Source organism: Allorhodopirellula heiligendammensis (genome assembly GCF_007860105.1).
Lineage (GTDB): Bacteria > Planctomycetota > Planctomycetia > Pirellulales > Pirellulaceae > Rhodopirellula > Rhodopirellula heiligendammensis.
In genome coordinates, this window is the sequence record NZ_SJPU01000002.1 from 610,259 (window position 1) to 634,737 (window position 24,479).

The 24,479-nt window shown below is 56.6% G+C and carries 16 protein-coding genes; 10 read left to right on the forward strand and 6 right to left on the reverse strand.

Translation table 11 applies throughout. The annotated features are described in order from the left end of the window. Positions 1-91 precede the first annotated feature (91 nt). On the forward strand, positions 92-2,836 hold the full coding sequence (locus Poly21_RS12680; RefSeq protein ID WP_302119759.1) for a hypothetical protein: 2,745 nt from the start codon (positions 92-94) through the stop codon (positions 2,834-2,836). Between the two features lie 179 nt (positions 2,837-3,015). On the opposite strand, the gene Poly21_RS12685 is transcribed toward Poly21_RS12680, so the two are convergent. Next, positions 3,016-4,104: a DUF4261 domain-containing protein gene (locus Poly21_RS12685; RefSeq protein ID WP_146407387.1), complete on the reverse strand. Its 1,089-nt coding sequence runs from the start codon at positions 4,102-4,104 to the stop codon at positions 3,016-3,018. Positions 4,105-4,759: 655 nt separating this feature from the next. On the opposite strand from Poly21_RS12685, the gene Poly21_RS12690 reads away from it, so the two are divergent. Together Poly21_RS12690 and Poly21_RS12695 are read left to right on the forward strand one after the other, a co-directional pair. Then, on the forward strand, positions 4,760-5,392 hold the full coding sequence (locus Poly21_RS12690; RefSeq protein WP_146407388.1) for a response regulator: 633 nt from the start codon (positions 4,760-4,762) through the stop codon (positions 5,390-5,392). Next, a complete protein-coding gene (locus Poly21_RS12695) occupies positions 5,393-6,778 on the forward strand; it encodes an enolase C-terminal domain-like protein (protein WP_302118798.1) in 1,386 nt (461 codons plus the stop codon). Between the two features lie 354 nt (positions 6,779-7,132). Here the strand turns inward: Poly21_RS12695 and Poly21_RS12700 are convergent, their stop codons facing one another. Next, positions 7,133-7,759, reverse strand: coding sequence for an ISAs1 family transposase (locus Poly21_RS12700; RefSeq protein WP_367302558.1), 627 nt, complete (start codon positions 7,757-7,759; stop codon positions 7,133-7,135). A 250-nt stretch (positions 7,760-8,009) separates the two neighbouring features. Between Poly21_RS12700 and Poly21_RS12705 the strand changes: the two genes are divergently transcribed. Continuing rightward, positions 8,010-8,999: a hypothetical protein gene (locus Poly21_RS12705; protein ID WP_146407389.1), complete on the forward strand. Its 990-nt coding sequence runs from the start codon at positions 8,010-8,012 to the stop codon at positions 8,997-8,999. A 901-nt stretch (positions 9,000-9,900) separates the two neighbouring features. On the opposite strand, the gene Poly21_RS12710 is transcribed toward Poly21_RS12705, so the two are convergent. Continuing rightward, entirely contained in the window at positions 9,901-13,287 is a 3,387-nt protein-coding gene (locus Poly21_RS12710) for a PVC-type heme-binding CxxCH protein (protein WP_302118800.1), read from the reverse strand. Between the two features lie 27 nt (positions 13,288-13,314). Here Poly21_RS12710 and Poly21_RS12715 point away from each other — a divergent pair, with 27 nt between their 5' ends. The 6 genes from Poly21_RS12715 to Poly21_RS12740 all read left to right on the forward strand — a co-directional run bounded on the left by Poly21_RS12715 (position 13,315) and on the right by Poly21_RS12740 (position 19,533). Then, positions 13,315-14,277, forward strand: coding sequence for a rhomboid family intramembrane serine protease (locus tag Poly21_RS12715; protein ID WP_146407390.1), 963 nt, complete (start codon positions 13,315-13,317; stop codon positions 14,275-14,277). Positions 14,278-14,571: 294 nt separating this feature from the next. After that, positions 14,572-14,961: an exodeoxyribonuclease VII small subunit gene (xseB, locus tag Poly21_RS12720; RefSeq protein ID WP_146407391.1), complete on the forward strand. Its 390-nt coding sequence runs from the start codon at positions 14,572-14,574 to the stop codon at positions 14,959-14,961. Continuing rightward, positions 14,958-15,950, forward strand: coding sequence for a polyprenyl synthetase family protein (locus Poly21_RS12725; RefSeq protein WP_146407392.1), 993 nt, complete (start codon positions 14,958-14,960; stop codon positions 15,948-15,950). The genes xseB and Poly21_RS12725 overlap by 4 nt, the downstream gene beginning before the upstream one ends. Next, the gene (gene dxs, locus Poly21_RS12730; RefSeq protein ID WP_146407393.1) at positions 15,947-17,875 is read left to right on the forward strand and encodes a 1-deoxy-D-xylulose-5-phosphate synthase; all 1,929 of its coding nucleotides are present in this window, start codon (positions 15,947-15,949) and stop codon (positions 17,873-17,875) included. The genes Poly21_RS12725 and dxs overlap by 4 nt, the downstream gene beginning before the upstream one ends. A gap of 123 nt (positions 17,876-17,998) precedes the next feature. After that, positions 17,999-18,823, forward strand: coding sequence for an NAD(+)/NADH kinase (locus tag Poly21_RS12735; protein WP_146408652.1), 825 nt, complete (start codon positions 17,999-18,001; stop codon positions 18,821-18,823). Then, a complete protein-coding gene (locus Poly21_RS12740) occupies positions 18,820-19,533 on the forward strand; it encodes an RluA family pseudouridine synthase (RefSeq protein ID WP_146407394.1) in 714 nt (237 codons plus the stop codon). Before Poly21_RS12735 ends, Poly21_RS12740 begins: the two co-directional genes overlap by 4 nt. A 64-nt stretch (positions 19,534-19,597) precedes the next feature. Here Poly21_RS12740 and Poly21_RS12745 read toward each other — a convergent pair whose 3' ends face one another. The 3 genes from Poly21_RS12745 to Poly21_RS12755 all read right to left on the reverse strand — a co-directional run bounded on the left by Poly21_RS12745 (position 19,598) and on the right by Poly21_RS12755 (position 24,261). Then, a complete protein-coding gene (locus Poly21_RS12745; RefSeq protein WP_302118806.1) occupies positions 19,598-21,016 on the reverse strand; it encodes a sulfatase in 1,419 nt (472 codons plus the stop codon). 300 nt (positions 21,017-21,316) lie between these two features. Beyond that, positions 21,317-22,759 (reverse strand): sulfatase-like hydrolase/transferase, encoded by a 1,443-nt coding sequence (locus tag Poly21_RS12750; protein WP_302118808.1) that lies wholly within the window; start codon positions 22,757-22,759, stop codon positions 21,317-21,319. Next, a complete protein-coding gene (locus Poly21_RS12755) occupies positions 22,756-24,261 on the reverse strand; it encodes an arylsulfatase (RefSeq protein ID WP_302118809.1) in 1,506 nt (501 codons plus the stop codon). The genes Poly21_RS12750 and Poly21_RS12755 overlap by 4 nt, the downstream gene beginning before the upstream one ends. Positions 24,262-24,479 lie beyond the last annotated feature (218 nt).

Genomic DNA, 24,479 nt, shown 5'->3' on the forward strand with positions numbered 1-24,479 from the left:
CCGAGCATTGTTTGACGATTTCTACGGCCGCAGCGGCGGTAGCTGCGGGCGGGCGGCGATCCTCACGGCGATCGTGGCGTGCGTGCTGGTCATGGTGGGGTGCTCGCGGGCCCACTACCGGATCCAAGCCAACGGGGAGGCGAACGCGTTGATCGCCGAAAAAGCCTCTCACGTTTCCCGTCCGCCCGACACGCGGCTGAACATCGACCTCGATCCCCGAAGCCGGATGTTCAATCCGTTTGACCCAGATTTTCAACCGATGCCGTTGGATGATCCGGCGTCCCATCGCTACATGCAATGCGTCGATGGCCGGCGAGGGTACCCCTTGTGGGATGGTGCCGGATTGACCAACACCGCTGAAAATCCCGTGTGGTGGCAGTACCTGCCGCTCAACGAAAACGGGGTCTTGGAACTCAACTCCGAGAACTCGGTCCGCATCGCGATGTTGCATTCTCCCGACTATCAACAACAGCTCGAAAGCCTCTTCCTTTCGGCTTTGGACGTCAGTAGTGAACGGTTCCAATTCGACACGCAGTTCTTTGGAGGCCAGCGAGCCTTCTTCAGTACGACGGGACCCGGCCGCACCGGCAACAGCAGCACTCAACTTGGCCTGGGTGGGTACAGTGTCGGACCGCGTGACTTCTCAATGCAGCGTGCCTTTGCCACCGGTGGTAACCTCGTGGTCGGTGTCGCCAACAATATCGTGTGGGAACTCAGTGGCCCGAACTCGCAATCGGCCGTGACTGTCCTTGACTTCGCTATGCTGCAGCCACTGCTACGCAATGCCGGACGCGACCGGGTGATGGAGCGTCTGACGATCTCCGAGCGAAGGCTGCTGGCGAACGTCCGCTCGTTCGAGCGATATCGCCGGGCGTTCTACCTCAATATCACCACCGGGCGAAACATCGACACAAGTGTCCAGCGTAGCGGCGGCGTATTCGGCGTGGGGCTGGGTGGCTTCACCGGTCTCGGAAGTGGATTCGGGGGCGTCGGCGGTGGCGGCGGTAATTTCGGTTTCAGCGGCGGCGGCGTCCCTGACGCTGGGGGATTCATCGGCTTGCTGCAGGATCAATTGCAAATTCGTAACCTGGAGGAAAACGTCGCTCGGCTCGGGGAAAACCTCCTCGTGCTCGAAAACACACTCGTGGAACTGCTCACCACCATTCCCGAAGACCCCGAGGAGATCATTCGGCAGCGACTGCAGGTCTCACAATCTCGCTCCTCACTTCTGAGTGCTCAGAGTGCGTTGGTCACACGGCGGGTGGGCTATCAAAATTCGATCGACACCTTCCTCACGAACCTCGGCTTGCCTCCCTATATTTGCGTTGAAATCAAGGATCCCGCGCTCAATCGGTTCGAACTGATTGACCGCGAATTGCGAATGCGTCGCGAAGAACTCATCGCGGTCCGCACGCACATCGGTCGCCTGAATGTTGCTCTGTTGGATCGCGCTGAACGACAAATTGATCCCGCCACAGGCTTGCCTACATCACGATTGGTCTGGGACGATGAAACGAAGAGCCTCGTCGAACAGTTGCAACAATCACTCGTGCCTGTCTCGCAGTTCTCCCATAGTCTCGTCGAAGAAGATCTGCCACGGGTTCGCCAGGATTTGGCGACATTCAAAGAGCAACTGCCCGAGCGGCGACGGCAAGCCGAGTCACTGCTTGCGCTCTACCGAGAAGAACAGAACAATATCTGCTCGCTACTCGGCATTGAAGCTGTCGACGAATCGATTTTCGATATCGAGCCAGTCCTTGAGGCCGGTCAAGAGTTGGACGAAAATTTTGTCGAGCTGTCCGCTCGCTTGGAGGCCTATCAACCCCAGGTCGATGCGTTGATCGAATCGATTGCTGAATTCCGCGCGGTGGGACCCAACTCAAGCGACAACGCGGAGGTGGCTCAACAAGTCCGAAATCGGGTTATCCTGTCAAGCCAAAACTTACTGGCCCAGTTGGGTGACGACGTGCTCAGCCTCCAGTTGGTGCAGGCTCGCGCCCGAGTGGAAAGTCTCGTGCTTCCCGAGGTGGAAATCGATCCCGGTGAGGCATTGGAAATCGCGCGGGTGAACCGCCGAGACTGGGCCAATGCCCGGGCGAGCTTGGTCGACAAATATCGCTCGATCGAATTCATCGCTGACAACCTCGAAAGCACGCTCGACGTGACTTTTGCAGGGGGCGTCCAGAATGACGGCAACAACCCCTTCGCACTGAAGAGCAATACCACGGCGCTGCGTGTGGGTTTGCAATGGGATGCGCCCATCACACGCCTGCAAGAACGCAATACCTACCGCCAATCTCTGATCGAGTATGAACAGTCCAAGCGGGCTTACTATGGGTATGAGGACAATATTTGGCGACTCCTGCGATCAACCATTCGGCAGCTACGGGCTAACCGCATCAACTTTGAACTGGGCCGGCAGGCGGTGCGAATCGCGGCCTCCCAGCTGGAACTCAACGAAGATATCCGTGAGTTTCGCGACGCCCGCGGCCTCAGCAGTGGTCCAACCGCCGCACGCGATACCATCACAGCTCTGAGCGCCCTGCTGGATTCGCAGAACGGGCTGTTGAACTTGTATGTGAATTTCGAAGTAGTGCGACGCGGGTTGGATCTCGATCTCGGCACCATGGAATTGACACCCGACGGGATGTGGATTGATCCCGGTCCCATCGATCCTGCGGCGCTGCTGGGGTTAGTGGGCACCATGGAAGGCGGGATGATTGAATGCGGGCAAGCCCCATTCATCGACGGCGAAAATCCATGCACGCCGCCCGCCTGTGGCAACATGCCCCTGCGGCCGCAGTCCACCGAGGCCATCTACGGTCGCGGGATTTAAGTCTTGGCATGACGCTCGCCACACTCAGGCGAGCGTGGCCGCGTGACCGTGGTCATGTGCATCGAAGTGCAGTCGCGATCGCGGCTGCGTTGGTACCAGTCCGTTGGGGCCAACGAGGCGGATTAAGCTGGCATAACATCCCTCGATCGCCCATGCCGTTCGAAGCAGGCGATCACGTCTTAGAAGGGAACTGAACCCGGGGGATCGTCACCCTCCTCCCAGTCATCTAAGAAATCATCGATCGATCCGCCCCGGACCTCATGATCCTCGAGAAATCCATCGTCGTCGTCGAGCAAGTCGTCGAGTTCTTCCTCGAGGTCCTCATCGCCAGGATCGAGCAAATAGTCTGGTGGTGAGGATGAGTCGTCGGGAATCCAGCGAATCGTGGGACGGGGGGGATCCGACAACGAGGTGCCACATTCGATGGCCGTCCAGCTGATATCGCCGGGCCCGTCGGCTGTGTCACCGGTACAAACATCTTCGTCACCGGCTAGCAAGTAGAGCGTCGCGTGACGCAGAAAGTTTTCAATATCGCCGGGCTTGTAGGCGTCACCGCGGCAGACCGCTTCCATGTCCGGTAGGTCGAATTGGCCGTTGCCCACGGTGTCCATCACCACCCAGTCATCGTCTTCGGTGAAAATTCGTACGTTGGTCCACATGTCCAGCGGCGGCAATTCGTGATTCCACGCATGATTCAGACCTTGGCGGAGCAACGTGGCATCCCGCAAAATCTCGCCACCTGGGTTGAAGTAGCACAATGCAGCGGGGGATTCGAGGAGAGCTGTTGCCGCTCGCGTCAATGTCTGCAGCTCGGCCATTGAATCATAGTCATCGGGGACCAAGGGCAGGTCCTCGTCGTCGTCTTCGTCCGGTCCCAGCACGTAGCTGATCAACAACCGTACATGGGCGGTGTGTTCTCGCACCGCATCGGCAGCCCCATCCCAGCCCCAGGACTGCGCTGCTGCTCGCTCAAGACCGCCGGGAAACGCCAGCGGACCGTACTGTCCAAGTGACCAGGCGACAAACCGTTCGGGGGATTCATCGGGGTCACCCATGTCGTCCGGCCACGGCGCAGTGGTGGGGGTCACGAGTAAATGTCCACCACAATCCGGGCGAAATTCGTAGACCAGCGTTTCAGGTGCCTCAGCATCATCAGACTCCTGTCGAGCAACCAGCTCAAAGCTGCGCAACCGCTGCCGGATTTCGTCGATTGGTAGCTGCTGTTTCAAGAGGACGCACATGCCCTGGGTGAACAATCCTTTCGCCATCACGTCACTCCTGTTCGGTTAAATTGCTAGCGATCCTTGCTTTTCTGCGGATGCCGAACCGATCGGACTTCTGTCACGCCAATTTCTCGCTCTCACTCCCCTCAATCGTAAGGCAACAGCGGGACGTTGGCGACCGATTCCCTGCATTTTTCGAGTTCAAAGGGAAATATTTCGACTTCGAACCCGGTTGGCGTTTCGTGATCCCGGGTGGCCTGGGCCCCAGGGGGACTAGGGATCGATCGAGATTCCAAGTGACCGCACGTCGCCGTCCCTCCTGTGGGGGTGGGGCACAAGGCGATTGGTGATGATTTTTTAACAAACCGAATATCCCCCGGCAGACGGATACTGTATACTGAAAGAATCGCCTTGAGTGGCTAACACCCACCCGGCAGAAATTTCCCGTTTTTTTTAAAAAATTTCTGCAGGCGAGACAGAGATATCGGCTATCGGAATCCGTGTTTTTTGAAATACAACCGTCAATGAAAGATATCTTTCATGAATTGATGAACTGCCACCATTGGTTGACGTAGTGCTACCATGCAGAGGTAGGCTGAAATTCCGCGACTTGGCGGTGAGTGGAACTGATTCGCCATTGGTTACGTCTACTGAGGTATACGAACCACACAACCACACCTAATAGATTGGAAAAAATCCCATGTCGAAGCGACTTTTAATTGTCGATGACCACGCTGTCTCGCGTTTGGGGACACGCGCCGCCTTGAGCGAAACAGATATCGAGATTGTTGGTGAAGCAACCAAGGCAGCGGAGGCGTTAGAGTTTATCGCCAACGATGTCCCCGATGCCGTATTGCTCGACATCCGGATGGAAGGCGGTGACGGCCTCAATACCCTCGGCCGGATCAAACTGGATCATCCCGACCTGCCCATTTTGCTGTTTTCGGGCTACGATAATCCCACCTATGTCGCCCGTGCAGTGGCCCTTGGCGCTGCTGGTTACGTGCTCAAGTCCGCACCGATCGAGCGGTTGATTGAATCGTTGAATCTCTGTTTTGCTGGTGAGCAATCATGGACTCGCGAAGAACTGCGTCGCGTCACCGGTGCCCTGGCGACTCCCCGGATGAGCCAGGATATTGATGTGCCCCTCACCCAGCGAGAGAGTGAAGTGCTGCGGCAGATGGCACTTGGCTTGACCAACAAGGAAATCGCGAAGATGCTGGGCATCAGCTACGAGACAGTCAAAGAGCATGTCCAGCACATCCTTCGCAAGCTCGGTGTGTCTGATCGCACGCAAGCAGCCGTTTGGGCCGTTCGAAAAGATTTGGTTTAGGTGTCGATTCAGGATCGAGTGACCGCTCCCACCGCGCTGGTTGATGTTTCGTTTCAACTAGCGACGGAATCCTATCGCTATCGTACGCCGATGAAATTCGGCGGTCGGGTGGTGAATGATGTCACCGTGCTCAATGCCACGTGCGATGCCACGCTGGCGAGTGGGCAGCGTGGGCGGGGGCTGGGAAGCATGACGATGGGTGTCGCGTGGGCGTGGCCCGATCCATCCATTGAAGATGCCAAGAAGCTGGCAGTCGTGCTGGAGATTGCCGAACGCTTAGCTGCAGCCTGCCATGAAATTGATGGCGCAGGCCATCCCGTTGAGATCTGCCTAAATCTTGCCCAACGGCGCAGCCAAATCGCCGTCGAAGTGGCTCAGCGACAATCGCTCACCACGCCGATTCCTGAACTTGCCGTGTTGCTGGCCGGTTCGGTGATTGAAGCGGCACTGTTTGACGCTCAAGGCAAGGCAGCCGCGATGAGCAGCTATGCGTTGCTCACCAGTGAGCATCTGCCTCACGATCTGGGCGAACTGCTCGGCGACCCTGACTACAAGGGTTTGACGCTCGATCAATTCGTTTCAGCCCAGCCGATAGCGACCCTACCGCTCTATCACCTCGTGGGGGCTCTCGATCCGTTGACCCAAGATGAGGTGAAACAGCCCGTGGGCGATGGGCTACCTGAATCGCTCGGTGAGTGGATCGAACGAAATGAACTTACGCACCTGAAAATCAAACTCGCGGGCGACGATGCTGTCTGGGATTTGCAGCGTGTTATCGGGATCCATCAAGTCGCCTGCCAGACTCAACAGCGAGGGAGCTCAACGGGCAAGCCGTATTTTTATTCACTCGATTTCAACGAACGCTGTCCTGATGAAGAATACGTTCTGAAGCTGCTCGCGGACCTGCAGCAGCAGAGTCCAGATGGCTACGAGCGGGTGCAGTATATCGAGCAGCCTACTGCGCGTGACTTAACGCGGCCCGATGCCGTGACGATGCACCGAGTCGGCAAGCTCAAACCGGTGGTGATCGACGAATCGCTCACCGATTTGAATAGCTTGCGATTGGCTGTCGCTCAGGGTTACTCAGGAATCGCGTTAAAGGCGTGCAAGGGACATGCAGAAGCTCTGTTGCTCGGCGCCGTGGCGCAGCATGAGGGTCTGTTTTTGTGCGTGCAGGATCTGACCTGTGTCGGCGCATCCTTCCTCCACTCAGCCTCCCTGGCTGCTCATATCCCCGCCGTTGCAGCCGTAGAGAGTAACGGCCGCCAGTACAGCCCCGCTGGAAATGCAGCGTGGATGAAACGATACCCTGAGATGTTCGAAATTCGCGGCGGCGAGATTCCCACGAGAGTGCTAGACGGTCCAGGGCTCGGCTACGCTCTCTAAAGCGTGGCAGACATCACATTGTGTCGTTGTCATTTGTAGGTGAGGGTGAATTTTGGGGATTCTATTGGTCCGTCCGGGTTTATCGTGGAAAAATCCAGCATGTTGAGCTTGTAAGGCATCGCGGTGGCGTCCGAAATGAGCGATACCGTCTCAGAAGAAATGCTGACGGCGGACAAAGCCGCCGCCAGGTGAAGGCACCTTTCGGTTCACCCCGACCTAGATATTCCTCGGCAAGGTGCTTCCCAGCAGGGCTCGCTTCCGCTTCTCCTGGCGGCTTAATCCTACCACGGACACATCAGCATGAGAAAAACTCTCGGACGCCACCGCCATGCCGTGATAATCCCCACACCTGGCTCACCGCTGCGAAACCCATGATAGACCCGGCTGGACTATGTTTTTCTGGCATCCAGCGGTATCAATCGGGACGACGGAATCTGCGATCTCGATTTGATCTAATGGCTTGGGAATCGCGGTGATTTCATTCGACTTCTCCTCCGTAGCTAGCTGGTGCAGGCTGATAACACTATGGACCGCCCATGCGCTGACAAGAAACAGCGGGCCAAGTTCAGCAGCCTTGTCGTGACTGCAGCGAAGCGCCTCGCCATCAATGGCAACGACGTCCAGTTCATCCTTATGGCGGTTGCCAGAGAGACGCTTGATCCAACGCTCAAAGCAAAGTTGAAACGCTGCCGGCTTGAGTGTCATCAACACGCGACCGATCGTGTCGTGCGATGGAATTCCATTGGGGAGTTGAAGACGATCGGTCAGCCAGTCCTCATTGCTCTTGGCCCAAACCCCGGTTGCCTTGGGACCTTCCGCACCAGCGATGACTGTCATAATGCTGATGACGATTATATCTCCGAGACGGTGCCGCTGATTGATACGCAACCGAGGAACAGGCAGCTCGGCAAAGTCTTGAAGGATAGAATCAACATCAAGCTCATTCGCATTTTTCTTGGCTAATTGAGCACTGCCTGCGATGGTTTCTGGAACATGGAATCAACGAAACCATGATCGCAAAACTAACTCACCCGCGATTCCCAGACTGCCCAAAGCGCGCGTCGACCCTGGTCCAATCGCCTCGCCGCAAGAGCGGCATTTTTACCTTAATTTTGCTTGACAGGCGGATCAGGCAGCGTAAAACAACGAGAATCCTAGGTTGCAAAAATTAAATGAAGTCGATTTCTCGTCTTCTGAGCGACCAACTTCTGATTAGGTGAGGGAAACTCTGATGAGCTATTTGCCACTCTTGAAGAATGTGACTGTGTCATGCTTGGCCCTTGTATTTACTTGTGTTGAACCTGGGGTAGCCACAGGTCAGCAGTATGTTTCAGGAGGGCTGATCGAAGAAACGGATCAGAACGGAATAACTCGATCAACCACCGCTGCAGCAACCTCTGGCAACCTCGAGGCAGGCTGGAGTTTGTTTGGCGGGTGGGTGAATACCGATGCTGACTGGATATTGTCTTTCGCTGCAGGTGCGGATGCTATTTCCGATTTATATGACAATATTGTAGATGCGCAGGCGTCGGTGGACAGTACTCGCCTTGGAGCGCACGCGGGGCCGGTTTCCTTGGTCGATCATACGACCTCTGGTATAATTGCTGCAGGCACCGCAAATGATGCGTCAGCAGAAATTGATATTAATGCAGCGGCGTACGGTAGATATATAATTCTTGCGCCTGCGCCTTCCATCACGCCTCCAGTTCCTGTTGCAGTGCTTGATGGCGCACTTAGTGTGGTGCTCCTACCCGGACAAGATGGCCATGGATTCGGGAGTGCGATCGCAAGTGCTGGAAAATCGTTGGTCTTCGTCAGTGTAAATGATGATTTCACCGAACTGGGGCCTTTTGCATTAAGTCGGCGTGCTTTCATCAATTCTAGCGGACAGCAAGCCTTTAGAGTTGTGCTGACTCTCGGTGCTCTTGGAGAGTACATTGAGTACGAGGAAATTACGACTCTCGGCGCAGTAGAGATTGTTAATACAAGTTTTGATTATCACCATCTTTGGTTCTCTTACTACGGGGAAATTAATACAGACATGAGCAGTGTAGTTACCATGGCCACGGCCGCTGTGAACGTTTACGGGGCTACCCCAAACGAAAGCGAGGATCCTAACGACGACGACGGTGCAATCGTATTTGAGACAACAGATAGCAACGTTGGAAACTACAGCGTTGGCGAACTAATCAATTGGGCGTTAGCAGGTGGACCAGGGTAGTTATGGATTGCCAGGTTAGAACCTATTTGGAATAGAGATTGAGAGTTTTATACGAAGACGGTTTTGCCAATTGTTTTGACCTCCAGCAAAACTGCAGCGAAGGGTACTGTGTCCAGCTGAGCCTCCATTCAAGGAGAAATGGAGGCCAGCTAATTTAGCTCTGAAATTAGGCACTTTCTATCGAAGTAGTATGACGGCGAGATGAGCGAATGTTAGGTAGCAGCATGTCAGTTTATCGACACTTGGTCGCCACGCGATTCCTTTAGCCACCCGATTATACGCTCAACGATATTGCGTCAGCGATAGGCGTGGCGGTCGAAATCTTCATCTAGCGACTCGTTGGACTGCGTCCAGATTACTGGTTCGATGCATCATTCTCGAATCGACTCCCAAATCGCCAGCGAAGTATATCCCTTGTTCACGTGCGATCGTATCGGGACGGCTGACATATCGGCGTAGGCTCAGTTCGCAATTGGCAAACGGGTTTTCAAGCTTGGTTGACTCGTGGCGTTGTCCACCGGAGCCAGCAGCCGCCAGTATAGTTGCGCGACCGTCACAGAAAACGCGAAACTATCATCGATTACCAGCGGCGAGAGCGTCCTAAGGCGTTTAATTCGGCGTTTTCGTTAAGTCGCTGGATCATTCCCCGGGGCACCAAGGCGCTGTTATCACTCTGTCAACTTGCTAAAGATTCTGATCGATCTTGTCCACTCGTTTCAACAGCGTGTGTAGTCCAATCCCAAAAACTCTGGTCTGTTCATCACCGAAAGCGTGCGCAAACGGTCTGCCACTTGCCAGAAAAATCGGTCCATCCGGGTTTAACTTGGGGAATCCAACATGCTGGATCTACCCACGATAATCCCGGATGGACCAAAAAGTTGTTGACGATGCAGGCGTCTGGTCACTCAGCGGGGAGCTCAATCTGTGCTGGTGACTGAAGGTAGGCGATCAAGTCTGCGATTTGCGAGTCGCTGAGCGGTTGGAGTAAACCGCTAGGCATGGGAGATTGATCCGTGGGGATTTCCTCCTCAACGTCTTCGAGGCTGATCGTTTCGGTGGTCGCCGCCGAGGCGATTGTCAATGTTTGTCGCGTCCGTTGAGTGATCAGCCCGACGAGCAAGCGTCCATCGACGGTCAAAACTTTCGTTGCACGGTAGTCGGCACCGACGACGCCGTCGGGGTCGACAATATTACTGAGCAAGTAGTCCATATTTCCTCGCTGCGCCCCCGTTATGTCCGGTCCGACATGGTTACCGTTACCATACAACTTGTGGCAGTTCATGCAGTTGCGGTCGAAGAGTCGCCTGCCCGCCTGCAGGTTTGCGCCGTGCAATCGATCGGCTGTCAAAAGATGACTCAATCGAGTGATTTCTTTCAATCGTTCCTCCGATGTTTGTCGAATCTGGCCCCACACCGCTCCCACTCGTCTGGAAAGGGCATCGTTGCCCAACGCCGCAATCGCACGCACGTGTGAGGCGGACAGGATCTCCTTAGGCAGTTCGCCCTTTTCGATTTGCTCGATCAGTGCTGTTGCAAACATTTCGCGAGCACACAAAAGCGAAACCACACTGTCTCGCAGTGGCGCGCGGAATCGCCCGTAGTTCTTTAGCAAGACATCGGCAACCTTCGGATGCTCGACCCGAGCGAGTGATTCGGCTGCTGCCATGTTGACGTGGGGGTCGGATATCAGCGGACGTGCGGCGAACGCTAACGCTGCTGCTGTATCTACGTCTCGATGCTCACTCTCCTGCCACGCTGCCACCAAGCCCTGGAACGCCGCGAGGCGTTCGAGCACGTCGGCATTTGCATTGTCGAGAATCGCTTGCAGCTCAGCCGTGCTTAGGCCCTCGCCATAGAGCGAATCGATCTGATCGACGAGCGATTTACGGTCGGGTGTGGAGGCAAGAATGGCTTCGCGGAGACGCGACCAGTGATCTGTGGGAGGAGCTCGTCGGATTCCGATGAGTCCTTGCTCCACACCCGTCAGCATGGCCTCCCACCAAGGGTCCGTGGTGACCGCCCCCTGTCCTCGGTGTTTTTGCAGTGCTGCGAGTTGGAGTTGTGCAAATGCATGGGGAGAGGATTCGGCTTGTTCTGCAATACTGCGCGCGAGGTAAGTCGTCAGTTCAGGCAGCTCACACACTTGCAGTACGTCAATCATCTCATCCGGCGTTGTGGACGCACGGTCCATCAAACCGAACCAAATTAACTTCGGCAGATTGTGGTCATCGATATCCTGGCTGCCGCTGAACTTCAAAAGTTGGATCGCCGCATCGGCTCGCATTGATACTGGTAGACGCTGTAGCGACGATGCGAGATTCAATCGGATGAGTGGCGAAGCGTCAGCCCCGAGGCCGTCCATGAGGTCAACGAACGCCTGGGCTCGGTCGGCAAATTCCGGCCACGCTGCACGACCGTCTGCTGTGGGGCCATACACGTCGTCGATTGGCCAGTGCTGCACGTACGAGCGAATCGCCGCTGCGCGAACGTATTCGGAAGAATCTGAAAACCAAGGGGCGTAGTCGTGCAGTGCACCGAGGGTGTCGAGAGTCCACATCAATCGGCAGCGACACGCCGGATCGTCCTGTTCGTGAACGAGCTCCTGTAGGCGACCGATGGCCCCCGACATGTCTGTTCCACGGGCGCTGAGTTCATGCAGTCGCAGTATCGCTTGGTGCGAGAACCACCGATCGTCACCTTGCACCAAATCGACTAACGAGGAGGTGTCGTTTGAGATTTCCGGTTGGCGATGCGGCACACTTGAGTCGACCGAAATCTTATAGATTCGACCGCTGCTGCGATGCACACCAGTATGTTCATGACATTCGCCGAGATCGCTCCAGTCGAGGACGAATACATTTCCGTCTGGGCCCGCTGACAAGTCCATCCCACGAAACCACTCGTCGCTCGATAGAAAGAAGTCTTTGCCATGGGTCGCGACATATCCGCTTCGGCGCCGGACTAGATTTTCGCGATTCGCACGCCGTCCATGAAAATTGAGCGTCATCAGTGATCCCTGATAGGCGGCCGGCCACAGCGACTCTTGATAGATCATCAGTCCACAATGCGCATGTCCGCCGCCGAGATCATTGGCGGCACCGTCGCGAGACTTCGTCCAGTGTTGGCCGGTATCAAAGTGATAGTGGTCGGCGTGTTGATCGATCGTCGCGAACACGTTCGGGTTCGGATCCAGGGTGAAAGGGCGATTAAAGTGAGCGCCGTGAATCCCGTGCCACAAGTGCCCGTTAACTGTATTGATAAAGAACAAATCGCCGTATTGGTTGAAGTCATGGCCCCAAGGGTTGGTTGTGCCATGACAGATGACCTCGAATCGCCTGTGGGAGAGGTCGTACCGCCAGATCCCTCCCTCCAGTGCAACGCGCTGTTCATCGACAGTGCCCGGTGCGCCGATCCGTCCGGGGCATGAGCCACCGCAACGCCCATACAGCCAACCGTCGTCTCCGAATCGCAGTCCGTTGGCAAAGTTGTGGTAGTTTTGTTTGGCGATATCGAAGCCATCGAGGATGACCTGAGGCGGCCCGTCAGGAATGAGGTCATGATCTGCATCGGGCACAAACAAGAGTTGGGGTGGGCACATCAGCCAAACGCCGTGGACGCCGCCGGGCCCCGGCCCGACCTCGACACTCGTCAGCCGCGTTAGCGTGTCCATGAATACGATCCGTTGTTCGGGCGTGCCGTCGTGATCAGCATCGGCAAACACAATGACGCGGTCTCGCAGGTCATCACGAAATCGAACGCCGGTCTTGGCATAGGTGAAGTTCTCCGCCACCCACATTCGGCCCGCGGAGTCCCACGCTAGGTCAATGGGATTCTGGACATCGGGCTCGGCCGCAAACACAGACACCGAAAACCCAACGGGTACTTCGATTGCTGCGGCACTGGCGTCCGGGGTGAGTTGCGGATGGGAGGCCGCCAGTGGCTCGGTGTCTTCGATGTCGGGGAAGGTATTTTCAGGTCGCCGATGCGGAGGATCCGCCGCAGATGATGCGGAGGCTATCCAGCCTGCCCAGAAAATGATCGTAGCTGTGCAGCAGAGCTCCCATGCGGGCCGCACGGCAGCAGATAGACTGGGACCGGGGCCCTGAGGGATACCCAGCTTTCGGCCCCCGCGAAAAGCGTGCGAGCGATTTGCCGGCATTTGAGCGTGGCGAACACTGCGGAATACGTCGTTTTCTCGCTCTCGCAGGCACAGCATGGATGGCCGGACGTCAAGACGTCGTGCATTCGGGCCCAGAAGTGCGTAGAACATAGAGGAAATAAAATTCATCGGACGGTCATTCTGGAAATATTGAAGATGCGGCGAATTGGCAACCTACCGGGCGAGAACCAGGCAAATCGCTTCTGCGACTTTTTGCAAACCCAGTCGATCGACGCGAAAGCAAGTTCGACTGACGAATCGGCAGCGCCAGCTTCCACGCCCCATGATATCTGGATCCGCCATGAGCAGGATGTAGAGCGGGCCCGCGAGCTGTTCGGGGAGTTCGTGGCAAATCCGTCAGCCAAAGAGTATGACGTCTCCGCCGAGGCTGCGCGGCAACGCAAGCAGCGTTCTCAAGAGATCGCCCAGAAATTAGCCGCTCAGAAGAAGGCACAAATGCAACTGCGTCGTAACAGCGGCGCAGGACTGGGGGGGCCCGGCCAGTCGCCCGCATCGATTCCGGTCACGATTGGCTTTGTCGTCCTTGCGACGGTGATCGGCTTCATCACCAATTTTGGTCGCCCGAGACCGAACGACATGACCGCCGTCCGCGTGATGAATGCGCTTTCATGCGTTGATGAGATGACCTACCAGACCACCGGTGATCTCACGGCGTCCATCAAACAGGGGGAGGTGTGGCGAATTTTCACACCCATGTTATTGCACGGCAGCATGATGCATTTAGCGTTCAACATGCTCAATCTCGTCTTTCTTGGCGGTGTGGTCGAACGCATTCATGGGCGTTGGTTTTTCCTGTTCCTATTTTTAGTATGTGGCGGCATTGGAACGCTGACTCAGATCCTGATGCCATATTCATGGGGGGGAGGTCCGGTCATCGGTGCTTCGGGCGGGGTGCTGGGTATTTTCGGTTTCATTTGGATCCGCCCCAAATTTCAACCGGGTTACCCCGTCGAGATTCCGCCGATCGGCGTCATGTACATGTTGGGGTTCCTCGTGCTGTGCTTTACCCCCATGATGCCGAATATTGCCAACGGAGCCCACATCGGTGGGCTGCTCACCGGGATGCTGATCGCCGTGACGGCCCCGAAAACACTCTAGCGAGGGATGCCGTATCTGAAATGAGAGGGGGTGGCGGTTGAGCCGCGGCGCCGATCAATTAGATTCTTCCAAACGAGTCAAACGTCAGGGGTAGCTGGATGGGGCGTTCGTCGGACTCGTAGTCATAAATGGGCTCTTTGTCATAAAAGCTGCCGGCAAACCCTATCAGCCAACATCTCAGCCACATCGTCTGATCGGATCTGGTCGAGCTCTATCGAGGCGTGTTATAGTTCCGCCACGATTTTGCTGCCCCAATCGAGATCAATTCACTTGGCTAAGAAGAATTCTGCCGCGATGCCTGCACCCTCTTCCTCCTCTTCAGCACTGGATCAACCCGGTGAAGAGCTGGACTTTGAGGCCACCCTCGGAGAGATTGAGACGGTTGTGCGGAAGCTGGAGAGTGGCGAACTATCATTGAATGATTCGCTCCGCCAGTACGAGTCAGCTGTTAGCAAGATGCGGCGTTGCTACGAATTGCTCGAAGTCGCCGAGCGACGTGTCAGCGTGCTCGCGGGATTTGATGCCGACGGCAATCCAGTCATGCAGCCGCTCGAGGATTCCGGTGACGGCCACGGCAATGACGCGGAAACCCTGATCGAAAAACAAAAAACACGGGGTCGCAGGCGGGGAGCCGCTGCGGGAGGCACCGCGCCAACGAGTTCCGAAATGAGCGATGAGATATGAGTGACATTGAGGAGCTGCTGCAACCGTATCGAAGTGCGATCGAACCCGCACTCGAGGCGGCCACCGAATTTGGTCCTGGTTGCCCTGAGAAGCTACGCGAGGCGATTCGTTACGCTCTCCTGGCGCCGGGCAAACGACTGCGGCCGGCTTTGGTGATGATGTCAGCAGAGGCCTGCGGGGGATCGATCTCTGATGCCCTGGCACCAGCGGTCGCTGTCGAGATGATCCACGCCTATTCGTTGATCCATGACGATTTGCCGGCGATGGACGATGATGATCTGCGTCGTGGCCGTCCGACCACGCACATCCAGTTCGGTGAAGCAACCGCGATTTTAGCAGGGGACGCCTTGCAGGCGGCAGCCTTCTCGCACCTCTATAGGTACTGCCGCGAACCGGCGCGGGCGGCGCGTCTGATGGGGGAGCTCGCCCTCGCAGCGGGCCCGGCGGGATTAGTCGGCGGCCAAGAGGACGACCTCGCGGCGGAAAATATTCGGATCGACCAATTTGCATCACCCTTGGCGGCGCGGAAGCATCTGGAGTCCATTCATCGCCGAAAGACCGGGGATCTATTCATAGCATGCGCCAAGTTGGGCGGCATCGCGGTGGGTGGCAGCGACGAGCAGATCGATGCTCTCGTTCAGTTTGCGGGCGCCTTTGGACTCGCCTTCCAAATTACCGACGATGTTCTTGATTTTACCGCGAGCGACGAGCAGCTCGGAAAGCGGACGGGAAAGGACAGTGAACGGGGCAAGTTCACCTTTCCAGACTTGATGGCGGCTGAACAGGCGGACAAGTCTCAACTAGAATCAAATCAGGCAGCAGGCCGGACCGGTCATGTGACCGCAACTGAAATACACCCTGGAATTGAGCTGGCCCGCGACCACGCGGCAGCCGGGATCAGGGATGCACACCGATCACTCGAGTTATTTGGAGCCCGAGCAGTGCGGTTAGGCCAAATGGCGGACTATCTTTTGGAGCGAACCTCATGAATACCAACGATAATCAACCGACGGGCGAGACAGATGTTCGTCATCCAATGTTGGCTGGACTGCAGGACGCGCGCGGACTATCGGGCATGTCGGCGGACCAACTGTCCAGCATTGGAGTCGAGATTCGCGATGTTCTCTGCAACCTATTGGCGACCCGTACAGCACACTTTGCTTCGAATCTCGGTGTCGTTGAGTTGTGCCTGGCGTTGCACGCTGAGTTTGACTTTCTCAACGATCGCTTGATCTGGGACACCGGACATCAAATCTATCCTCACAAGCTGATCACCGGGCGGTATGGGCAGTTTGAATCGATTCGCACCCGTGGCGGACTGATGGGATACCCCAATCCTGCGGAGAGCGACTACGATCTGTTCATGACCGGTCATGCGGGCAGTAGCGTCAGCACGGCGGTGGGGCTGCGCAGCGGCGATATCTTAACTGGCCACGCTGACCGCCGAACGGTCGCGGTCATCGGTGATGGCGCGTTTCCGAGCGGAATTGTCTTTGAAGCACTCAACAACGCGGGGGCTTCGCGTGAAGATCTGACGATCGTGCTCAATGACAATAAAATGTCAATCTGTCATCGGACGGGTGCCGTTGCGAGCTATCTGGATCGACTGCGAAACAATCCCTTCTACACCGGACTGAAGCATGAGGTGGGGCGGTTGCTCGATCATGTGCCGATGTTCGGTGACCCTGCCGAAAGACTGCTGGCGCAGATGAAGGAAGGTGTGAAAGCAGGTTTGTTAGGCGGGATGCTGTTCGAGGAACTCGACATTCGCTACATCGGTCCGATCGATGGGCATAATATCCCGCTGCTGCGCAAGTATTTGAAACTCTGCAAGGAGACGCCTGGCCCGGTACTGCTGCACGTTGTGACTGAGAAGGGACACGGATACAAACCCGCGGCAGAAGATCCTGTCTTTTTCCACACTCCCCCTGCTTTCGAAGATCGCGGTGGGACGCCGATTACTCGTGGTAGTGAAGGCCGGCCGCCCTACACCACCCACGCTCGCGATGCGATCGGTGAGGCGATGAAACGCGATGAGCGAGTGACCGTCATTACGGCAGCGATGTGTCAGGGTAATAAACTTGAACCGGTCCGTGAGCGTTTTCCCAAACGATTTTTTGACGTAGGAATCTGTGAATCGCACGCGGTCGCCTTTGCCGCTGGCCAATGCAAGGCAGGGATGCGACCGATCGTTGATATTTACAGCACCTTCCTCCAACGCAGTTATGACCAGATTTTTCAGGAAGTCGTACTGCAGGACCTGCCTGTCATTTTCATGATGGACCGCGCTGGCCTGACCGGTCCCGATGGTCCGACGCACCATGGTGTCTATGACATTGCGTACATGCGATTATTCCCCAATCTCGCGCTGATGGCACCCGGCTATGCAGCCGAGTTACCGTTGATGCTGGATGCCTGTCTGGCCCACGATCATCCCTCGGGGATTCGCTATCCCAAAGCGTCTGCTCTGGATCTGAAGCACACGCCGGCACCGATCGAAATCGGTAAAGCGGAGTGGATTCGCGAAGGCGTTGATGGCACAATTGTCGCCTACGGGGCAATGCTCGAACAAGCTCTGGCCGCCGCAACCGCCCTGGAGGGTGAGCTCAGTGTTGGCGTGGTCAACGCACGGTTCGTGAAACCGATCGATCGCGAGATGGTTGCCCGATCGATGGCGGATGGGCGATTCGTTGTCACACTCGAAGAAGGCACGATTGTCGGTGGTTTCGCGTCCGCGTTCTTGGAATCTGCGGCCGATCAACGACTCGACACACGCAACATCCATCGCGTGGCTCTACCTGACGTCTTCGTCGAGCATGGCGACCGCAGCGACTTGTTGGCTGATTCGTCATTGTCGGCCGAAGGCATCGCAGAAACCTGCCGTTCCGCCGCCTCGAGCGTCAGTAGTGTATAACGTGGCTTAGGCGTGCAGTCCGTGTTGACTCCATGAGCATTGCCTAACCTCCATGAATACAGGAACCGCCACGTGAGCGAAATCAGCTGGTGCCACTGCGACCGCCCTCCGCGGATCGTGGTCATGGGAACGCCTGAGCGACAACGCGTTCAGGCAGCATGGCGGCGACTGCGACCGGTGATCGCCGCCAGTGCCGAAATTGTGGCAGAGGATTTTTCGTTTGCGTATGAATTCACCAATCGAGATGACGTTGACCTCGTAATTGTGCTCGGTGGCGACGGTTCCATTCTGCAGTCTGCGCGACAGATGGGCGCTCATCAAGTTCCAGTGCTTGGCATCAATTGTGGTCACCTGGGCTTCCTGGCGGCCCTGTCGCCCGAGGACTTCCTGGATGCTTGGCCGCGAGTCTGTGAAGGTGACTTTCACGTTATCGATCATTTGATGCTGCAGGTGCAGATCATTCGTGGTGATGCGGTGGTGGCCGAGCAACTCGCTCTCAACGAAGCCGCTGTGCTGTCAGGACCTCCCTTCAGCATCTTGGACATTGACTACTATGCCGATGGGGAGCTGGCGACGCAGTATCGTTGCGACGGCCTGATTGTCGCCACACCGGTAGGCTCGACCGCCCACAGTCTTTCCGCAGGCGGTCCCATTGTGCGGCGACAATTGCAGGCCATGATTTTGTCACCGATCAGCCCTCACACGCTCACTTACCGACCGGTCGTTGAGTCCGCCGATACGCTGATTGAACTCACCGTGACTGAACCCCTACCGACCACCTGTATCCTCGTTGATGGACGGGTGCTCGGTGCGCTGCTGGCCGGCGATCGAGTTCGAATTCAGCGATCACCGGTATCCTTTCGTATGCTACGTGTGCCCGGTCAGAACGACTATCGCACGTTGCGTGAGAAGCTGGGGTGGAGTGGTTCCCTGAACCTACGACGTTGATCTCGCTGCTCTGGCAATGCGACAGTGCCGTCGCGGTGAACAAGCCTGCGGGACTCAGTACCACATCTCCGCCGGGTACCGACAGTCTCGAGTGGCGTCTGCGTGCCCAGCTCGATTGCGAGGCGGGCTTCCTCTCGGCTGTGCATCGTCTCGACCGCGATGTCAGTGGGGTCGTGCTCATTGCCCTCTCGAAGAAGGCAGCAAGGCTTCTCTCTGCACAATTTGCTGCCCGCCGTGTCTCGAAAACCTACCATGCTTGGGTCTGTGGATGCATGTCAGTGCCGGCGCCAGACGCCCCGCTCGAACGCTGGACGGATTATCTACGAAAGATTGACGATGTCGCACAGGGCGAGGTTTGCCCTTCGGATGCGCCGGGTGCCAAGCTCGCACAAACCGATGTTCGTCTGCTTCGCTACGATGCACCGAGTGACCGTACGCTGCTGGAGCTCCATCCGATCACTGGTCGGATGCATCAACTTCGCATTCAAACTGCGGCACGCGGCCACGCCATCGTGGGTGACCCCATTTACGGCCTGTCCGTTGAGTCTACCGGAGTTAGCGACACGGCATTGCCGACAGGTTGCATCGCCCTCACTGCCGTCAAAATCGCCTTCCATCATCCCCGCAGCGGCAAACGCACGGTGGTGAGTTTGGAATCTTCGCAGAGCGAGGGTGGCAAGGAGGTCCAGCAGCCAACGCGCCCGCTTTAATGTTGCAGTTGCAATGCCCTGATCACGCCCTGACGACAATCCCTATGCACGCAGTCCGTGCATGCTAACGAATTAGTTGATCATCCAGTGGTGGCGAGGCAGGGTCGATTCGTTGTCCTTCCCAGTAGAAACCGTCCGGTCGTTGCTCGAGGATGCGATGGGCGCTGCCAACGGCGAGCGGTCGGTCCTGCTCGGGTAACCATTTTCGCAGACGCTCGACGACCTCGCGGAGGTCGGGACCGTGCGTTTCACCGGAGAGAAGATTGTTGAACTCGTTGGGGTCCTCAGCGCGATCGTAGAGTTCTTCACTGCCATCGGCGTAGACGATGTACCGCCATCGCAGGTCGCAGACGCTATGGTTACCCGCATTGTGCGTACAGATCGCGGGGCGCTCCCGCGGAGTGGACACGTCGTTGAGTTGTGGGGTGAGTGCCATTCCTTCGACGCCTGCGGGTTGGGGCAGGCCAGCCAGCGACGCCAGGGTGGGATAGATGTCCAATAGCTCGGCGGGTTGATTGCACTTGCGATTACCCTCAATCCGTGGCCCGGCGATAATCAAGGGCACACGGGTTGAGCGGGTCCAGAGCGAATTCTTTCCCGAGATCGCCTTCTCGCCCAGGTGATACCCATGGTCGCTCCATAGGACCACGATGGTGTTGTCGGCATATGGCGACGCTTCGAGAGCGTCCAGCACTCGACCCACCTGACTATCGACAAAACTGATCGATGCGAGATAGGCGCGCACCAACGGTTTGAGCTGATTGTTTTCAAGGAGCCATTTTGTCCGGGGTTCGGGAAGATTCCAGTGAATGTACCAGGACGCCAGGGGCGTATCGTCGCGGTCTCCGGAGACGATGGGCGGTAGCTGGAGTTCGTGTTCGGGGTACAGGTCAAACCATTTCTGTGTTGCATAGCAGGGAACGTGCGGTAAGAAAAAGCCAACCGATAAGAAGAACGGTTTGTCGGCAGGCATCTTTTCAAGTTCCTTCACTGCCCACGATGCCACTTTCCAGTCCCCCTTGTCCTCATCACGATGGGGGAACGTCCCCCAATCCATCAAGGCGTGGTTTCCGCCGGGTGTGGGAGGAATCCGCTTCTGTTTTGGCGTCACACCCACCGAGGCATTCGGTCCCCATGTGTCACACTCGTCGCTCGAGTTTTTGCCGCGGCCGTAGGGGCCGTGAAATATCTTGCCACCAATCAAGGTCCGGTAGCCATGGCGTTGGAAGTACTGTTGCAAGGTAACGCGGTCCTCAAATTCAGGCAGGGTACGAAACCAAGGTGCGAGTCCGTACACACCCGTCGATTCCGGTCGCAATCCGGTCATGATGGAAGTGCGACTGGGGTTGCAGAGCGGCGCCTGACAGTGAGCGTTGGTGAACGTGACTCCTCGCTGAGCAAGCTGCGCGATGGCGGGCGTCTGTACCTGAGGATGTCCGGCGAGAGGCTCGACCCAGTCGTTCAAATCGTCGATTGCGATCATCACTATGTTCGGCTGTGATGACACCTTCTGAGGTTGGGGAATGGGTTGAACCGCCTCCTGTTGGGCGCTCACTGTAAGCGTCGTCGCTGGTAGCAAACAGAATATGAGGGCAATCGTCCGAGTCGGCATCGTTTCACCAAAATGGAGGAGTCGTTCAGTTGGATGGCGGTATGTGATGATTCATCGCCGGTGGGTGGGAGATCATGAGGCGACATTGCGATCGTGACTTACGCCTTTGTCACGTTAGCGTCGCGTCGCGTCGAGTCGATGGGCCGTTCAAGAGTTCTATTTCCACAACTTCTATTTCCACAACGGCTTCGCTTGAAGTTGATTCCAATTCTGCCACATCATTGAGAGTTGATTTGCGATATCGACACGGTCATCTGCCAAGTCGATTGTTTCGCCAATGTCGATCGATAAATCGTAGAGCTCCCACGGACGTTCACCGGTTCGAACCAGTTTCCAATGTTTGTGCCGCACCGCATGTTTTGCACCCATGCGCCAATAGTGCGTTTGGCGAGGATGGGAGGTACCCGCGCGGCGAAGTGTGGGCAGCAAGTCAACGCCATCGAGATGATGTTGGTCTGTATCGACTCCGGCTGCCGTCAGGGCCGTGGTCGTTAGGTCCAATGAACTGGCGATTGCGTCAGATGTTCCTGGTTGCAGTTGATCTTTCCAGGAAATAATCATAGGGATGCGGACACCGCCCTCATACAAGCTGCCTTTGCCCCCACGAAGTGGCAGGTTACTACTAGTCAGTTCCGCGGTAGGACCCCCGTTGTCGCTCAAGAAAAGGATTAATGTCGTTTCCTGTAGATTGCGTTGCGCCAGCGAGTCGATCACTTTGCCGACGCTCTCGTCGAGGTGCGATAACATGGCGGCAAAGATACGACGCTGCATGTCGCGGATGTGTGGGAATCGTGCCATGTACTCGTCATCGCCCTGCAGCGGGCTGTGGACTGAGTTGTATGACAGATAGAGAAAGAAAGGCTGTTCCTGCTTGCGGTCGATAAAGTCGCATGCCTCGCGAGTGAAGGCATCGGTCAAGTTCTCCTGTTCCTCGACCGGTTGACTCGACCTCATCACCGGGTTGTCGGCATCGTAGGGCGGTTCATTGTGTCCGAGGTGGGTGCTCCAAATGGTTCGTCCATCGGGTGAACTCCAGCGTCCCTTTCCACCCGTGGGCAGCGTCGTGCGTCGCAGCCAGGTGGTGACGCCGTGCCAGGGCGGGGGCACATAGAAATGGCCCTCGTGAAGAAAACCGAAGAATTCGTCGAATCCGTGCCGCTGGGGGTGAAATTCGGCGGTCCCGCCAAGATGCCATTTTCCGACTAGGCTCGTCGAGTAACCCTGGCCGCGTAGATACTCGGCGATGGTGGTTTCTCGGGGCGGCAGACCGATAGTCGGATCGTTGTTCTTAACGCCCACGGGATTGAATTCAAATCCGAAGCGAGTTTGGTAGCGTCCGGTCATCATGCCGGCTCGCGACGCCGCACAATAGGGAGCAGTGACATACCCGTTCGTGAGACGCACACCGCTGGCCGCCAATGAGTCGAGGTTAGGCGTCGGGATCTCGAGACCGCCGTAGCAACCAAGCTCTCCGTAACCGAGATCATCGGCAACGATCAAGACGATGTTGGGGCGTCCGCCAGCCATCAGGGAGCCGGCGACAAGCATTCGCAAAAGGAACGCGGCGGTGAAGAGAGCTAATCGATACGACACTTGCACTGGTAGATCACTCACTTGTTCTGCCACCACTGTTGCCACTGGGCCGCCATATCGTTCACTTTATCTGACTGGCTAGCGGCGAGATTTACGCACTCGGTCGGATCCGCATCGAGGTCGTATAACTCCCAGTCTGAATTGCCGTATCGAACCAGTTTCCAGTTGTGGTCACGCATCGCTTTGGCGCGATTGAACTGCCAAAAAAGCGGCCAGGAACGGCTGGTTGAAGCACCTGAAAGGGCTGGCTGCAATGCGTTGCCAGGCAGGCCATCTACGGGAGGTGCTTGGGCAAACTCCAGCATCGTGGGCATGAAGTCGATCAGATGTCCGACACGATCCGTGATCGACCCCGGCTCCGTCACACCTGGCCAGACCGCGATCATAGGCGTTCGTGTTCCTCCTTCGTAATCGGTCGTTTTGTATTTTCGGTAGGGCGTATTGGATGCGTTGGCCCAATTGCGGCCTTGGGTTTGAAAGCTTGTGACCTCCCAGGGTTTGGCTCCAGCAACTGTTGAGCGATCAGCTGAGTCTTCGCAGGCACCATTGTCGGACAGGAAAAAGATCGCTGTGTTTTCAAGTTCTCCATTGTCACGCAGTTTATCAACAATACGGCCAATATTGCGGTCCATGCGATCGATCATCGCCGCGTACGTCGCCATCCGCAAATCCCAGTCGTCTCGTTCGGTTGCGGGAATGTCCCTCCAAGCTGGTAGGTCTGGATCTCGCGGAGACAGTTCCGCATGGGGTGAGAGCACCCCGAGCTGCTGTTGGCGAGCGAATCGCTGGCGGCGGAGTTCATCCCAGCCGATTGCGCCATACTTCCCTCGGTAGCGAGCGATATCCTCCTCGCTGGCGTGCATTGGGTAATGCGGGGCGGTATATGCCACGTAAAGCAGAAAAGGTTGGTCCTCATCTTTGTATTCGTCGAGGTATTTTAGTGCGTAGTCGGTAAAGGCATCCGTTGTATAGAAGTCATCGTGAGGTGGTTGGTAGGGTAAGAACTCCTGATCGTCGATGGCCCAGCGACGAACCTTTTTCTTCGCGGGTTCCGGCTCACCGTCGCGGGCGTGACCGGGATTCCAAAAGTTACAGCAACCATCGGTGAGTCCGTAGTGCCGATCAAAACCACGTTGAAAAGGTGTTTGTCCGGCGTGCCATTTTCCGGTCATCAGAGTTCGGTAACCGGCCTCACGCATCCGTTCACCATAGGTTGGTTCACTGTACCGAGCGGTTGCCGAAGCACCGACATGATGCCACCAATGCCCAGTCAACAACGATGCTCGCGTCAGCTCACACTTGGCATTGTTATAAAAGTTGCGGAACCGCATGCCGCGAGCAGCTAACGCATCAATATTCGGTGTCGCAATCTCGCCACCGTAGCACCCAATGTCCGAGAAACCCATGTCATCGGCCATGATCAGCACGATATTGGGGCGGTCATCAGCAGCGTTAAGGCGGCAACGATCGCACGGCAGCGAAAGTACGCTAAATAGAATGGATAGCAAGCAAAATCGGATCATGTTGGTTCCTAAAGTTGTGGAACCCGCCATTGTAGACGATTTTTGCGTGATCGTTGCCGATCGTGCGGCGTGTTGATCTTGATAGCCAAGGGGGCAACAACTGCCCGGCTCTACGGGGCCCAGCAGAATTAGGCACGCACACTCGCCTGCCCGAGAGACAAGCGTTCTAGCGACTTGAGTGGGTTCGTCGGCGCGCCACCAGGGCATCGCCGCAGACC

Bases quoted from the DNA above. Each gene is read 5' to 3' on its own strand.
- Poly21_RS12680 (WP_302119759.1), top strand. From the start codon at position 92: ATGGTGGGGTGCTCGCGGGCCCACTACCGGATCCAAGCCAACGGGGAG.
- Poly21_RS12685 (WP_146407387.1), bottom strand. From the start codon at position 4,104: ATGGCGAAAGGATTGTTCACCCAGGGCATGTGCGTCCTCTTGAAACAG.
- Poly21_RS12690 (WP_146407388.1), top strand. From the start codon at position 4,760: ATGTCGAAGCGACTTTTAATTGTCGATGACCACGCTGTCTCGCGTTTG.
- Poly21_RS12705 (WP_146407389.1), top strand. From the start codon at position 8,010: ATGAGCTATTTGCCACTCTTGAAGAATGTGACTGTGTCATGCTTGGCC.
- Poly21_RS12710 (WP_302118800.1), bottom strand. From the start codon at position 13,287: ATGAATTTTATTTCCTCTATGTTCTACGCACTTCTGGGCCCGAATGCA.
- Poly21_RS12715 (WP_146407390.1), top strand. From the start codon at position 13,315: ATGCGGCGAATTGGCAACCTACCGGGCGAGAACCAGGCAAATCGCTTC.
- xseB (WP_146407391.1), top strand. From the start codon at position 14,572: ATGCCTGCACCCTCTTCCTCCTCTTCAGCACTGGATCAACCCGGTGAA.
- Poly21_RS12725 (WP_146407392.1), top strand. From the start codon at position 14,958: ATGAGTGACATTGAGGAGCTGCTGCAACCGTATCGAAGTGCGATCGAA.
- dxs (WP_146407393.1), top strand. From the start codon at position 15,947: ATGAATACCAACGATAATCAACCGACGGGCGAGACAGATGTTCGTCAT.
- Poly21_RS12735 (WP_146408652.1), top strand. From the start codon at position 17,999: ATGGGAACGCCTGAGCGACAACGCGTTCAGGCAGCATGGCGGCGACTG.
- Poly21_RS12745 (WP_302118806.1), bottom strand. From the start codon at position 21,016: ATGATCGCAATCGACGATTTGAACGACTGGGTCGAGCCTCTCGCCGGA.
- Poly21_RS12755 (WP_302118809.1), bottom strand. From the start codon at position 24,261: ATGATCCGATTTTGCTTGCTATCCATTCTATTTAGCGTACTTTCGCTG.